Source organism: Cognatiyoonia sp. IB215182 (genome assembly GCF_033963905.1).
GTDB lineage: Bacteria > Pseudomonadota > Alphaproteobacteria > Rhodobacterales > Rhodobacteraceae > Yoonia.
In genome coordinates this window covers 127,919-141,975 of sequence record NZ_JAXBMB010000004.1, presented here as the reverse complement: position 1 = coordinate 141,975, position 14,057 = coordinate 127,919, and the positions used below count along the sequence as shown (strand labels likewise).

Genomic DNA, 14,057 nt, shown 5'->3' with positions numbered 1-14,057 from the left:
CTTCCCGGATGCAAAAAGGTCACGCTGCGCGGAATACCCCGCGCAGCGGCGTGTGGGTCGGCTCAGTTCGTCAGCCAGCCAAACACGATTTCTTCGTTGTCGGCGATCCACTGCGTCGCGAAGTCTTCGGGATCAACGTCATTCAGGCTGAGTTCCAGACCCATCGTTGAAAGCGTCTCCGCTGGCATCTCGTAAGCGTCAAAGAGCGCTGCGACTTCTGGGTGGTTCTCTTTCACCTCAGCGGCGTAATGCAGGTGCAATGTCGCACCTTTCCATGCGGTCGAAGCCTGGGATTTCTCCAGCCACTGCGGATCGTCGGTTGGCTGAACGATGGTCCAGGTTGCCGGATCATGGGCAGGTTCTTCCAGATAGACGAGATCATAAGCCACGAAGATAAAGTGCGGCTCATAGCAGAAGCCGATCCATGGCTCGTTCGCTTCTACTGCTGCGCCCAGGGCACCCCAAGCGACGGTGCCGTCATATTCCTCTAGGTCCATGACGGCGTCGTAACCATAGGATTTCGCACGAATCCGCTCGATCACGGTAGAGGCCCAACCGGGGGCGCCGATCCAAACCTGAGGTGTGCCGTCACCGTCAGTGTCAAAGATCGCTGTTTTTTCGGGGTCCGTCAGGTCTTCGATCGATGTGATGCCATAAGTATCGGCAGTGTACTGTGTCACGCACATGCCCTGCACAGCCTGCACAGGATTTGTGTTCATCACGACAGAGCCACGATCCTGAACATAGGTATCATGCAGGTTCTGCTGGTTTGGCATCCAGACCTCGGGATGCACATGCATGGAGCCTGCATCCATCGCCTCAAAGATGATCGGGTTTGTCCCGCTTTGCAATTCGACCTCAAGGCCGAAGTTAGTCTCGATCACTTGCTTGAGGATATGAGACGTCGCCACGCCAGAGGGCCAGTTGGGCATGCCCAACACCAGGTCTTGCGCATGGGCCATTCCGAAACTCGCCACGCTGATCGCGCTTGCGCCAAGCGTCGAACGTATCATCGTCTTTAACATAGGTTCTCTTCCTTTCCCTGTTTATCGGTCTAGTATTGTTGCTCCGACACACGTGACCGTCGTGCGTCAAAACTGCTTTTTGAGTGTGGCTGCCCCTTTGCAAACGTCAAGATCTCGGTGACAAGACAGTCCAAAGTGTCGATCCGGCGGACCGCCTTTGGCAAGTGCCGGGCAATTGTCGAGAACTCGGTGCAGGCAATTAGTTGAATTTCCGCGCGTTTCTTAAGCAGTTCGCTTGATGCAGTGGCGAGAGTCGTGCGCGCAAGGGATTGTGGGCCCTCTGCCTTGATCTGACGGATCGCGGCCAGCATCGCCGCATCATCGTGTGGGTAAATGGCCTCCAAGCCCACTTCCGCGAGGGCCGCATCAAGAAGACCAACCTCGCGGATGGCGGGTGAGCACAAGACCCCGACCCTTCCGCTCGCGTCGCATTGTGCCGCAGCCGCCCGGACGGCCAGTTCGACCATGTTTAGAAACGGGATTCCGACTGCCGCTTTAATCTGCGGCGCAAAATGATGGGCGGTATTGCAGGGCATGGCCAGTGCCTGCACCCCCGCTTTTTCAAGGCGCTGCGCCATCGTAACCAGTACCGGGGCAGGATCGTCCCCCCTGCCATCAATCAGGCGCGCAATCCGCGATGGCACTTGCGGGTTTTGATCGACAATCAGGGGAATGTGGTCGGCATCATCAATGGCCGGCACCGCATCGATAACACGCTGCATCAGATGCACCGTTGCCTTTGGCCCCATTCCGCCGAGGATCCCGATAGGTCTCAAGTGACTTACTAGGCTGCGAGGCTGTTGTTGCCGCCAAGCAGGACAGCGTCATAACCAAAGAGACCCGCAGACCCCCCGGTATGCAAAAAGACAACCCTTTCACCTGCCTTGAACTTGCCCGTCCGGCAATAATCGATCAACCCGGCCGCCCCTTTGCCAGAATAAACCGGATCAAGCAGGATACCCTCCAGTTCCGCAAACATCCGAATGGCCTCCAGCGTATCTGCGCGGGGCAGGCCATAGCCTTCGCCTACGTAATTCGTATCGGCGCGCACATCTTCGCGCGCGACAATACCCGGGCAGCCCAGAAGATCAGCAGTCCTGATCGCCAGATCGTAAACCATCTGTTCCTGTTTCGGCTGTGGTGCCCTTGTGCCAAACCCCAAAAGCGGGATGCCCGCATTGATGGCCTTCAGCCCCGTGATCAAACCCGCCTGCGTCCCGGAAGAGCCGGTGGCGTGGACCAGATGGTCAATCACGATGCCCATATCATTTGCCTGCCCGACAAGTTCCATCGCGCAATTCACGTATCCCAAGGCGCCGGTCGGGTTCGATCCACCGCCCGGAATGACATAGACCACCTTGCCATTGGCGCGTGCAGCGTCTGCGGTCCTGTCCATCTCGCCAACCATGTCATGGCCGCCGGGATATTTCTGCGTCGTCGCACCATGGAGGTGATCCAGCAGAACGTTGCCGTTCTGGTTGTAGTTGTGATCGGTGTAGCCCGTCCGATCCTCCAGCAAGATATGGCAATCCATACCAAGCCTGGCGGCAAAGGCCGCAGTCTGCCGGGCGTGGTTCGACTGTGTTGCACCCTGCGTCATCACGACATCAGCGCCGATTTGCTCGGCTTCTGCCATCAGGAATTCAAGCTTGCGGGTCTTGTTGCCGCCGCTGCTGATCCCGGTGCAATCGTCCCGCTTGATCCAGATTTCCGGCCCACCGAGTTCCTTGCTGAGCCGTGGCAGTGGTTCCAACGGAGTTGGCAGATGGGCAAATTTAAGCCGCGGAAAACGCGCTAGATGCATGAAAATGTACCCCCAGAGATGTCACGTCTGCATTACGCTGCCATCGTTGATCGAAGAATTCAAATTCGAAAAACACCTATTAACATGCAAGAATTGCATGTTAGGCTGCAATTATGCGTTTGGAATGGTTGAATGATATCCTGGCAGTTGCAGAAACCGGGTCTTTGTCCGAGGCGGCGGATCGGCGTAATCTGACGCAATCGGCCTTTTCACGGCGCATCCGCGCAATCGAGGATTATGTCGGCGTCCCGCTCTTCGATCGTGGGCGAAAACCGCTGCAGATGCACCCCACAACCCTGCGCCAACGTGATCAGATCGCTAAGCTTGCCGACGAAATGCAACGACTGGTCTCTGACCTGCGTATTGGGAGTGAGGCCAGCCAGAACCGCGTTGTTTTTGCCAGTCAGCACGCGCTGACCACTTCGCTCACGCCTGATCTGTTGCGCTGGCTTGGCACGCAGACGCCGGATGTCTATGTCCGGTTGCGATCGGCAAATCAGGATGAATGCTTTGGCCTTCTGCTGTCGCGTCAAGCCGATCTGGCATTTGTCTACCGTGCCGCAGGGGATGAGCACCCGATTGAGGCCGATTTCATAGAAACACTGACATTGGGACAGGACCGTCTTATCCCGGTCTTTGCGCAAGCCATGTCAGACGACCTGAACGAACAATATCAATCAGGGCTTTTACCCGTGGTGGCCTATCCGCGCGACGTGTTTCTGGGGCAGATCCTCGACAAGGACATTCTGCCCACCCTGAACCAGATGGTCCGCCCCATTCCCAAGGTTGAGACCGCACTGACGCTGGCCGCGACGGAGCTGGCCATTATGGGTATTGCCGTCGCTTGGGTGCCGTCGTCTTTGGCCTACAGACACATCAACAATGATCAACTGGTCGATTTGTCTAGCACCTTGCCTTCGATCAATCTGGACGTCACTGCCGTTCGTGTCGCTGGTAGCAGCAATTCCGCCAACGCAATGCTGTGGCAACATCTGGTGACGATTTCTGATACCAAGATGTCTGGTTAGCCGGCCAACAATCGCTTTAGCCGCATTCCAGCAAACAGAATGTAAGGTGGAAGCGCCAGCGAGTAATGACCGCAATTCAGCCTGACGATATCCGGCTTCGCACCAACATGCGCGAGCTTGTCGAGAAATGGCTGGGACACCTCTGGCAAGACAACCTTATCCCGTCTGGCCAAGATGATCTGCAATTCCAGATCCTGCCGCGCCAGCTTTGCCGCGTGATTTGTCTGATCGATAGGCGCCCATGCCTGTTGAAGCTGAGACCGATCAATGCTGCCATCAAGGCTTTCGCGAATTGCCCTGGTCGCACGACCGGTCCAAACCATATCCGCCAGACTACCCGCTGTGAGAAACAGCGACGCCTTTGTCACCGACTTATCATGAGCGGCGATCAGGCCGGCCACCCAGGACCCAAGGCTCATGCCAAGCACAGCAACTTCGCCAAAGCCTTGGGATTTGAGCCAGCCGATCAGCATGCGTCCATCCCAAACGGCCTGCCGCACGGACCGCAACGTTCGGCCGATATTTGCGCCAAGCATGTAATCGGCGTGGGTCGACCCCGGTCGAGTGCGGTCAAAGTGGTAGGGCAGCGCCATTTCTACGACCGTGATACCACACTTTGCGAAAAACCCGGCTATCTGGCTTTGTTGCGCGCTGGCATTCCAATGGTGAAAGATCACAAGCGCTTGGTCCGGGGCCCCGCCTTCCGTGATCTTGGCAACAACAACGTTGTTCTCCTCGGTCTCGGTCTGCATAGCCGATGGAAACCGTATCCATTCTCCCTCACGGACCACTTGCAGGTGCTCGTTGTCCGGTGGATCAAAGAATGCGTGATCAGCTGCCGCTGCTTCTGCTCGTTCAAGAAACGCAGCGATCCCCGCGCTTTCGGCCAAGTCCGGAAAGGCAAGCGCCGCGCCACATTCGAACGGCACCACTTCTTTTACCGCCTCTCCACGCTGTGCGCGACGCTCATCCCAGCGGTCAAGCAACCTATGATACACCGGTGACCTCCAATATGTGACGCGATCTGCGCATGCCAAATCCGGGGTCAAAAAGCCCGTACATTGCCACACATGTCGCGACGCCAAGAAGGATCGAAAAGCCGGGAAAGGCGCCGATCAGAACGTAGGCCAAGACGACAAGTCCCAGGGCAGCGGTCATGATCAATAGCGGCCCCCTCACCCCGCCCCGAAATCCCAGTCTGGCCGCCCCGTATACGAAGACAATGCAGGTCGAGATTGCGACGACGAGGCTCGTGTAATGCGTCGGCATGCTGTAGTCGAGATCGATGGTCGCGCGGTCGCTACCACGAAGGACAGACTGGAAATCGCCAATCAGCCAGGCCAGCACATTCGGGCTTGTCGATGTCAGATAAAGACTTTGCAGCTTCATGCATGTCGCAACCAACACGCCACAAACGCTGCAACGGAAGATCGCCCGCATGACCCTCAGTCCAATTGCATGCAATGCGCAGTCGCGTTCGGCGCTCTTCCCCAACTGGGTTGTTTCTGTCAGCTTCCAGAGATCGTGCGCAACGGTGTAAAGCAGGATCAGCCCCGCATAGAGCAGATAAAAGGTCAGGCACATATAGAGATAAGCCAGACCCGTGAATGCGATTGCGACGGGGATCGAGATCACCTCTGGCCGGATGATCGCCACTGACCCCCAGTCGATTGCATAGTCACCGCCGCCAGCTAGCAATGGCAGCAACCGCACTCCAATCCACTGAAACAAGCCCGCAAAAGCAAGACAGATCAGGAACACCGCCCAAAAGGTGAAAGACGATGCCTGCACCATACCTCTCCAGCTTTCACCGATTTGGGCGCCGTTCGCAGCCGCGACCAGTGTCGGGCGCGCGTCTCCTTTCCAATACGCGATCAGCTCTATTGCGAATGCAAAAAAGAGCGGCATGAACACCATGAAAAGAAGCGTCCAGTTGGGTGCCCAGATGAATCCCACCTGTTTTGTGACCCCGTCTGCACGCTCGTAAACGATGTCATGGATGCCGATGAAATAGGACAGAAACCCGAGCGCAACTGCGCCCGCAAAGACCGTGGCGGGCAGGTTGAGTGGCGATCCATGGCTGAAGATCGCCTCTGATCGTCTCGCCAGGCTGAAACCCCTTATAGCCCCCTTTTCATCGGCGCTTGATAAGGTGGGGGCTGGCGCGGTTAGAACTACCTCCTCGACAGCCATGTCAGTGTTTACATCACTCTCTTCACACCGCTTCCTTTCGCGCCGCTGCGCGACAAGGCGCGACTGCGCCGCGCTAAGCTCCACCTGCCATGCGCTGGCCGCTTCAGGATCACCGCACCCAAAAATCCGCGCCAACCAACGAATGTTGTCGCGGCTGATGCCCTTGTCGTTGTCCTGAAACCACAGCTGCACGGTGCGTAGATCGGCACCTGAATCATTGGTGGCGATTTGCCCAATTTCCTCGGCCAGAAGATCGGGCGTCCACGCGCCATCCGGAAATCCGTCCTTGTCCACAGGTCGACCGGCGCCAGAGGCTGCGAGACGCGCGAACAATTCCTTGAAATTGCTATTGTCGCTTGTGGGAGGAACGAAATATTTTCCGTTTTTTATCACGCATATACCCCCCGCCGCTTCGTCTTATTTCGCTACAATTCGTTTGATATCGTGCTTTTGGTGCGGATTACAGCACAACTGGAAGCGTAATCAGTACGAAGATGGTCGCTGAAGAACTTCAGTCGAAATCACATCAACCGTTTCCAACCAGATCTTTTCATTTGAGGGCGGTATCTTGTTCGGCAAACAATACAGCGTTCAAGATTGGCTTAATTGTCATGACCTTAGCAGCAATCACCTTTTGCAGGTGTCGTCGCGTTGGCATGAAGCGCTCTGCGCGCCAATTGCGGAAGTCGCGCGTGTCGCACATGCGCGAGAAACAGCCCATTGGGGTGAACGAGACGTCTGCATCAAGACTTACATACTCCCCGCCTTTGCCGCGGAATTCGGTGTTTTGGGGGCGCCCGTTGAAAAACTGGCTGATGTTAGCTTCTCAACGTGCAACGGCGCATCCCCGGTTTCTGGACCATTTACCTTTGATGCCGGACAGAACCGCATTCAAATACAAATGTCATGGAACGGCACAACTGCAGACCTTATGTGCCTCGCACACGAAATGGGTCATGCCCTGAACTTCTTGTGGTGCAAAACACATGCCTCCCCACCCATTGTTCGCGAAATCTGTGCATTTCTGGGCGAGCTGGCAGTCCTAAAATGGGCGCACCTGCACGACCCCAAACTGCATCAGGCACTTGCTTCGGTCTGGCATGCCGAGACAGAGGTATATTTGACAGGCGACCTGCAGGAGATGCGGGCGGCTCTGGCAAATCCCGATCGGGCCTATCACTACCGCCTCAATTACCCTCCCGCACGCGTCGCTGCATTTCGTCTCGTGCAAGACGAACAGAAATCCGCAATGGCCATCTATGCCGGCGGCACTGATGAAGCGTTGTCCGGGCTAAGGGATCTCCTCACAGCAAGAGATCATGCGGATCTGTTAGCGTGGCAAGACGCTGTAACCCTCCTAAAAGAACGATTTCCAGGCAACGGTGATGAGATCGATCGCCGCTGCGATGAAATGATTGTTGACCTCAGTTTCTTTGACCTTGGGAAGGTGCAGGTCATCCCTGCAGCACCCAAAACGCCAATCCTCCGTGTGGGGCGTCTGCAGGAAGCTGAGGATACTGATCTTATCGCCTCTGGTATTGCTGTAGGCCTTGCTGCCGGCAATCAAGCCGATGAGGTTGCAGCGGCAATGGCGCAAAGCTTAGGCCGCGGACTGCGGACAAAAGGGTTGTTTGAAGCGGACCCGCGTGTTTGCGACCTGTTCTCAGGCGTATCACAACCCGCGCTTTATCAGTTCTTATCTGGCGGATTGCCCGGACCCACCATTGGCGGCCACGCGACTATTCGCGTTGTCGCAACGGATGGACAAATCAACGACCTACACGAGGATCAGTTTCATCAGTTGATCTATTGGCGCTCCTTAGGCGCGCTGGCGCTCGGCGCACTCGGAAGTAAAGCGGCACAGCAAACGCCCCAGGACTTCATTGAAAAATATGCGAAATTGGCGTCCGCCGGTCCGGCCTTGGATCGCAAGAAACCGCCCGGGCCCGATCTTCTTAGCACCTTGGGCCTCTTTTTGCAGCAGATGGCGACCTCTGATTACCATCGCCAATTCGATCTGTCCTACTACCTGCCCACGGAAATTCTGCCGCCACTCTCGCGCGGACAGATTCATCTTTACGTGGATGAGGCTTGCGCGCCTGTTGGCTGCATCACCTGGGCCTGGATCAGCACAAGCACCCGCGATGATCTGCACAAATCAGGCCGCGCCATGCACGAGAGCGAATGGAACAGCGGCCCGCACCTTTTCTTCAACGACTGGTTCGCAACCCGGCAAGCCATGAAACCCCTCATGGCCGAAATGACCGGCGCGGTTTTCCCCGATCAAATCGCCAGCAGCCTGAGGCGGAACCCTGACGGCAGCGTCAGGCGGGTGAACCAATGGATCGGGCGCGACCGGCGCAATAGCACAGATCACAAGGGTTCGGATTTTGGTGCAAGCGGCATCAAAATCGCCGCGTCGACGACATGTCACGCAGCGCACAAAACACGGAGGGCAAGCACATGCGGTTCTCACAACGCGCGTCATCCCTGACGCAAAAGCGAAAATATGAGAGAAGAGAGAAAGCAAATGACTGACTCAAATTCGACAATTGTGAATGTGCCCTCTGAAGAGGATCTGGAACGCATGATCGCCGAATTGGATCCACGCATCAGCCTTGGCGGTGGCGGAGGCGGCGGCGGAGGTGGTGGTGGCGGCGGTAACGAAGGCAATGAGGGTAACGAGGGCAACGAAGGTAACGAGGGCAACGAGAACAACGAAGACAATGAGGGTAACGAGGGCGACGAGTCCCACCTTGGTTGGGGTGACAGCGATGGCACCAACACAGGGAACGAAGGTAACGAGGGTAATGAGGGTGACGAAGGTAACGAGGACGATGAAGGAAACGAAAACGGCAACCAGTGGGACGTTGCCTAGTTTCTGACACCTGAAATCCTGCTGGCGCCTGATCTGGCGCCAGCAGACCATTCAAGGAGCAAGAAATGCGTCTGTCCGCAATCCTTCCCACTTGCGCACTACTTTGCGTAACCTCAACAACGTCACTTCTTTCATCGCCATTTGAGTGGTTGAGCGAGGACCTCGTTGATGAGGCAGACGCGCTTCCAACGTCGTCCGAAACGGAGGTTCTTGATGCGATCAAGGCGTTTGAAGCGTCTACAGGGTTCGCGTTGCGCGTTCAGATCACGCAGGACTTTCGAAATTGGTCAGAGCGGCCCAGCTTTGATCTTTATGCACAATCGGTCTTCGAGGTATGGCGCGAAAAAGAGCCTGAGATTGAAAAACCGTTTCTGCTTTTGGTGGATTTGGCGGCCAAGCGACTGACCTACGAGACCTTGCCTGGCATTCACCATGCAAGCGGCGAAGAAATCCGCACGCAATTGCTTGACAGCTTTATCCCACATGCCGGTGATGGCGCTTTTGACCAGGCGATACTCAGCAGCATCGCCGCGCTAGAGCCCGTGTTGAACTCCCTGCCGCTTATTGTGGAACAGCCTGTCATAGCCTCATTCGACGGCGAATTTGCAATCGCCGTCACACGGCACGTGCTTTATCACGAATTGGCTCACGCGCTCATTCGCGAATTCCAATTGCCGGTTCTGGCAAATGAAGAGGTGATGGCCGACACATTTGCGACAAGCTGGATTATCTCGCAGCATTATTCCGAAGCACCTGCGCTCATCCTGCCGCGCATTGAATCATGGATGTATGAGGCGTCTGAAGTGTCGCCACGAGACTATGATTTCAAAAGTGAGCATCCCCTCGACATTCGGCGTGCCTATCAGACCGCCTGCCTGCTTTATGGCGCAGATCCGGCGGAATGGAGCGAACATGTTGCGTGGCTCGAATTCCCCGAAACCGATCTTGCCGATTGTTCCGACACTGCTCCGGATCAGATCGCTGGGTGGGAAGCCATCATCGCACCACATCTTCTCCCAGCCAGCGAACGTTCCGAAAGGGTCGAGGTGATCTACGGTGAAGGCCCGATGAAATCTGCGATGCAGGCATCGGGCATGTTCGATGCGTTCGCTGACGAAGTGCGGCGGTTTGATTGGCCGGAGAAGATCACCCTGCATTTCGATCATTGCGGCGAAGGCGCCTACTGGAACCGAACAAATCGCCTGATCACCCTATGCGACGAATATGTTCAGCGCTTCGTCGATCAGGGCGATGCGATTAACCCTACCAACCACTAAGCCAGACTTTCACACGGAGTGACGCACGATGAATGTACAAAATGATGTCGCACAACAGGCTGAATTCGCTGCGATCCCGGATCGGATCGAAATGTCAGAAAACCTTTATTTTCCGACGCAGATTTTTTCGTTCCAGCTGCCAAGCGACTATCTGGATGATGCGAATGCCATGCTTCTCGATGCGATCTCTGCCGAACGCGCAAAGGATGCCAAGGGTATACAGCGGTCCAACTTTCGCGGTCTTGGCGGTTGGCACAGCCACAACCACCTGCACAATGAGGCGCCGTACCAGCCGCTTGTGCAGTTGATCGGCAGTGCCTGCTGTTTCATTTCTGAGCGCAACGGATATCACAAAGGTGCCACGCTAGAGATCGGGACAATGTGGTCGATTGTGAATCCACCCGGCAGTTCAAACCGCGCGCATATCCACCCTGGCAGCCTGTGGAGCGGCGTCTATTATGTCCAAACACCCGAGGATTGCGGCGATATTGAGTTTATCGATCCACGCACCGAAAACCTTGTAAGACCTGCGCGCCACCAACCAAACAAAAAACGTCCCCGGACGTGCTGGACCAAGGTGAACTTTACACCGACCGCAGGCAAGATGCTGATCTTTCCCAGTTGGCTTTATCACGGCGTATCGCCCAATCTGACAACCCAGAAAGGTTCTGCCGGTGAGCGTGTGATCATCAGCTTCAACCTCAATCAGATAAAGACAAAATCACACGCGTCCTGAACGCGACACGCGTTCATCTGCTCACCATTGTTGGATGAAAAATGAGTAACTCGGAAAACCAGGATGTGCTGACCCATTGGCGTGCCCTCTGGAACAACTTATGGTTGTTCAATTGGTCCATATTCTTCAGCTTTTGCATGGCCTGCCTGTCGCTGACGCTGCCGGTATTCATGCTGCTTGTCTATGACCGGGTTCTCAACGCCCGGTCGCAGGAAACGCTTGTCGTGCTTTGTTTGCTGGCGCTCGGGGCCATCATTGCGATGGGAATACTCGATTTCGTCCGGCGGCGTCTGCTGGCCCGGTTTGGCGCACGGCTGCAGGAACAGTTGGAAGACGATCTGCTGCCAATCCAGCCTTCGCATCGTACCCATGCCCCCGGCCTCGCTGAAGGCACCAAGGACCTCGACCGGTTGCGCAGCTTCATCCATTCCGGGGCGTTGCGGCACATCATTGATGTTGCGTGGCTTCCGATTTTCGTGGCCGCGGTGTTCCTTTTAAGCCCCGAGATCGGATGGCTTGCGGTGGTTGGCCTTATTGCGATTGGTTGCGTTTATGCCTTCGGTTGGGTCATCAGTTCACACCGCCTGCGCGAAGTCAGACATACAACGCGTGATGCCAAGAAGAACTACAATGCAGCCACGCGCGCCGCACAATGGTTGCAAGGTCTCGGCTTTGGGGCCGCTGCCAAAAAGCAGCTGATTGCAAGCCGTGATGCGGCGCGCTCAACCGTTATTTCCGCCGCAGACCGCACGACGGCCATTGATGTCACGCTGACGACACTGCGTTGGATTATGTCGGTCCTGGTCTTGACCGTGGGCGCGGGGCTGGTCCTTGCCAACCAGATGACAATCGGCGGGATGGTCGCCAGCGTCATTCTGATGAACCGGCTTTATTTTCCCTTTGTCGCATTCCTCAAGTCGTTGCCAAACCTCAAGGACGCGATCAGCGACTGGCAGGCAATCGGGCGGCGTCTGCAAGACGTTAAGCGCGCGGACGGCACCAAAAACCGGGTTTTGAACCCCGAGAGCCCGCTCTTGGAGTTGCGTGATGTTGAGGTCAGCGGCGATCTGGATGAGCAACCTCCAATCGTAAGCGCAACACTCGCCATAGAACGGGGCGAAATCGTCCAAATCACAGGTGATTTTGGCGCGGGCAAGACGCTCTTAAGCGAAGCAATGGTCGGTATGCGCAAGCCCTGCAGAGGTTTGGTCCTTGCCGGTGGCATCCGACTGTCAGCGCTAAGTCGCGAGGATCTGGGTCTGCACATCGGTTATGTGCCGGAACGCCTGGCCTTCTTGAAAGGTACGATTGCCGCCAATATCTCTGGCTTGGCCGAGCATGGATGTTCTGATCGCGTGGAGCGCGCTGCGATTGGTGCCTCTTTGCATCAACGTCTGATGTGTCTGCCGCTTGGCTATGCCACACAAATTGACGAAATGGGCCACCCTTTGTCACGCAGCGACCTGCATCTGCTGGCGTTGGCGCGGGCGATCTATTCGGGCCCTTCCTTATTGGTGATTGACGAACCTGCGAAAGCTCTTGTTTCGGCATTTGCGGCTGAAGGTGAGGACGCACTTAAGCGTTTCATCGGATCAGGCGGCAGCGTCGTCCTGATCGGCCGTCACCTGCTAGAACTGAATGTACCCTGCCGCCATTATCATCTCGACCGAGGCATATTGAAGCAACAACCTGAGATGCCGCAGAAGACGATCACTCCGGTGGTTGCGGCAAGGATGGCGGCACAATGATGAAGCCGTCCACGAGCATATGGCCGCTCTGGTTTGGGATTGTGACGCTTGCCGTTTTCGGCGCCGGTATGGGGATCTGGTCCACAACAACTGAGATCTCAGGCGCAATCATTGGTCAAGGACGTATCGAGCCCACGACCAGCCCGCATGTGGTCAGTCATCCCAAGGGCGGCATCGTCGCCCAAGTGATGGTTGATGACGGCGACGCCGTTCAGGCGGGTGATCTGGTGGCACGCTTTGACCAATCGCTTCTGGTCGTAGAGAAAGCTTCGGTTGAGCGGCAGTTGGCAAGTCTTACTGCCCGACATCTGCGACTGGAAGCAATGCGAGACGGCCAATCCACGCTCATGGCCATAGCTGCGGACCATCCCGACCAAGCCATTCCGGGTTTGCAGTCAACCGTTATGACGGAAGAAGTAGTGCTCGTCACAGCCCGGGAACGGCTGGAAAGGGAACATGCACTTCAGATGCAGCGCACACTACAGGTCGAACAGCAGATACGCGGCATTGATGCCCAGATCGAGGGCATCACCGGTGAGATTACGGTGTTCCAACAGGAACGCGACCGGCAGGCCGCGCTTCAGGTTAGCGGGTTGGTTAGAACCGAGGAAATTGCGCAAAATCGGCGTGACCTTTTTGCCAAATCCGGCGAGCGCGGTCGCTTGCGCGCAAGGCGCGCGGAACTGGAAGAACGACTGGCAGAGCTCAGACTGGCCGCGCTGGCTGTTGACGATACGGCGCGGAAAGCCGCACAAGACGAACTCGACCGTATCGCGCCGCAGATCCTTACGCTCATCGGGCGTCGCGCCGAACTGCTGCTGGAACTGCGCTATCTCGACATTCGCGCACCAATCAGCGGCGTCGTCCATGACCTGAAAATCATGGGTGACGGCTTTGTCCATCTTGCTGGCCAGCCGCTTTTGACACTTGTTCCGACCGATAGCGCGATGCGGGCCAATGTGCGTGTATCGCCAAGCGACATCGATCAGGTTCATCTGGGACAAACCGCCATCCTGCGATTTGCCGCCTATAATGTGCGGGCGCTGCCCTCTGTCACTGGAGAGGTCTTGGCGATTGCACCCGATATCACCTTCGATCCCGTCACGCGCAAGAACTACTACGCCATCACAATCTCGGTCCCTGAAAACATGCTGGCAGAGACTGTGTCGCGTGAAATCATCAACGGAATGGGCGTAACGGCATTTATTCAGACAGAGCGGCAGACGCCAATTGAATATATGACGCGACCTATTGTGGACTACTTCTCAACCGCTCTTCGAGATCGTTGAACAGCGCCTGAAACACTACGGGACAAGCGGCTTTGGGACAAGCTAAGAGACTGATGGACGGTCGCCTTTGGCCGCCGTC

At 56.3% G+C, this 14,057-nt stretch carries 12 protein-coding genes; 7 read left to right on the top strand and 5 right to left on the bottom strand.

Features of this window, described 5'->3' with window-relative positions; genetic code table 11:
- Window positions 1-62: 62 nt before the first annotated feature.
- Genes SLH47_RS09385 through SLH47_RS09375 form a run of 3 tightly spaced genes read right to left on the bottom strand, consistent with a single transcriptional unit; the run spans window position 63 to window position 2,829 of the window.
- Window positions 63-1,025 (bottom strand): glycine betaine ABC transporter substrate-binding protein, encoded by a 963-nt coding sequence (locus SLH47_RS09385; protein ID WP_320239226.1) that lies wholly within the window; start codon window positions 1,023-1,025, stop codon window positions 63-65.
- A 29-nt stretch (window positions 1,026-1,054) separates the two neighbouring features.
- Window positions 1,055-1,801, bottom strand: a complete 747-nt coding sequence (locus SLH47_RS09380) for an aspartate/glutamate racemase family protein (RefSeq protein WP_320239225.1) — start codon at window positions 1,799-1,801, stop codon at window positions 1,055-1,057.
- An 8-nt stretch (window positions 1,802-1,809) separates the two neighbouring features.
- A complete protein-coding gene (locus SLH47_RS09375) occupies window positions 1,810-2,829 on the bottom strand; it encodes a D-cysteine desulfhydrase (RefSeq protein WP_320239224.1) in 1,020 nt (339 codons plus the stop codon).
- Between the two features lie 128 nt (window positions 2,830-2,957).
- On the opposite strand from SLH47_RS09375, the gene SLH47_RS09370 reads away from it, so the two are divergent.
- Complete coding sequence (locus SLH47_RS09370) at window positions 2,958-3,857, top strand: LysR family transcriptional regulator (RefSeq protein WP_320239223.1); 900 nt, start codon at window positions 2,958-2,960, stop codon at window positions 3,855-3,857.
- Here SLH47_RS09370 and SLH47_RS09365 read toward each other — a convergent pair.
- Together SLH47_RS09365 and SLH47_RS09360 are read right to left on the bottom strand one after the other, a co-directional pair.
- Window positions 3,854-4,855 carry an RcgR family putative quorum lactone hydrolase gene (locus tag SLH47_RS09365; protein ID WP_320239222.1) on the bottom strand — a complete coding sequence of 334 codons (1,002 nt, stop codon included), beginning with the start codon at window positions 4,853-4,855 and terminating at the stop codon, window positions 3,854-3,856. The genes SLH47_RS09370 and SLH47_RS09365 overlap by 4 nt on opposite strands.
- Complete coding sequence (locus tag SLH47_RS09360; protein ID WP_320239221.1) at window positions 4,845-6,443, bottom strand: RcgA family putative transporter; 1,599 nt, start codon at window positions 6,441-6,443, stop codon at window positions 4,845-4,847. Before SLH47_RS09360 ends, SLH47_RS09365 begins: the two co-directional genes overlap by 11 nt.
- Before the next feature lie 247 nt (window positions 6,444-6,690).
- Here SLH47_RS09360 and SLH47_RS09355 point away from each other — a divergent pair, with 247 nt between their 5' ends.
- The 6 genes from SLH47_RS09355 to SLH47_RS09330 all read left to right on the top strand — a co-directional run bounded on the left by SLH47_RS09355 (window position 6,691) and on the right by SLH47_RS09330 (window position 13,978).
- Complete coding sequence (locus SLH47_RS09355; RefSeq protein ID WP_320239220.1) at window positions 6,691-8,544, top strand: toxin-activating lysine-acyltransferase; 1,854 nt, start codon at window positions 6,691-6,693, stop codon at window positions 8,542-8,544.
- 36 nt (window positions 8,545-8,580) lie between these two features.
- Complete coding sequence (locus SLH47_RS09350) at window positions 8,581-8,928, top strand: hypothetical protein (RefSeq protein ID WP_320239219.1); 348 nt, start codon at window positions 8,581-8,583, stop codon at window positions 8,926-8,928.
- 149 nt (window positions 8,929-9,077) lie between these two features.
- Window positions 9,078-10,205, top strand: coding sequence for a DUF4344 domain-containing metallopeptidase (locus tag SLH47_RS09345; protein WP_320239218.1), 1,128 nt, complete (start codon window positions 9,078-9,080; stop codon window positions 10,203-10,205).
- 28 nt (window positions 10,206-10,233) lie between these two features.
- Window positions 10,234-10,941, top strand: a complete 708-nt coding sequence (locus SLH47_RS09340; protein WP_320239217.1) for a TIGR02466 family protein — start codon at window positions 10,234-10,236, stop codon at window positions 10,939-10,941.
- Between the two features lie 41 nt (window positions 10,942-10,982).
- Window positions 10,983-12,689 carry an ATP-binding cassette domain-containing protein gene (locus tag SLH47_RS09335; RefSeq protein ID WP_320239216.1) on the top strand — a complete coding sequence of 569 codons (1,707 nt, stop codon included), beginning with the start codon at window positions 10,983-10,985 and terminating at the stop codon, window positions 12,687-12,689.
- The gene (locus SLH47_RS09330; RefSeq protein WP_320239215.1) at window positions 12,686-13,978 is read left to right on the top strand and encodes an HlyD family type I secretion periplasmic adaptor subunit; all 1,293 of its coding nucleotides are present in this window, start codon (window positions 12,686-12,688) and stop codon (window positions 13,976-13,978) included. The genes SLH47_RS09335 and SLH47_RS09330 overlap by 4 nt, the downstream gene beginning before the upstream one ends.
- The last annotated feature ends 79 nt before the right edge of the window (window positions 13,979-14,057 follow it).

Bases quoted from the DNA above. Each gene is read 5' to 3' on its own strand.
- SLH47_RS09330 (WP_320239215.1), top strand. From the start codon at position 12,686: ATGATGAAGCCGTCCACGAGCATATGGCCGCTCTGGTTTGGGATTGTG.
- SLH47_RS09340 (WP_320239217.1), top strand. From the start codon at position 10,234: ATGAATGTACAAAATGATGTCGCACAACAGGCTGAATTCGCTGCGATC.
- SLH47_RS09375 (WP_320239224.1), bottom strand. From the start codon at position 2,829: ATGCATCTAGCGCGTTTTCCGCGGCTTAAATTTGCCCATCTGCCAACT.
- SLH47_RS09385 (WP_320239226.1), bottom strand. From the start codon at position 1,025: ATGTTAAAGACGATGATACGTTCGACGCTTGGCGCAAGCGCGATCAGC.
- SLH47_RS09350 (WP_320239219.1), top strand. From the start codon at position 8,581: ATGACTGACTCAAATTCGACAATTGTGAATGTGCCCTCTGAAGAGGAT.
- SLH47_RS09335 (WP_320239216.1), top strand. From the start codon at position 10,983: ATGAGTAACTCGGAAAACCAGGATGTGCTGACCCATTGGCGTGCCCTC.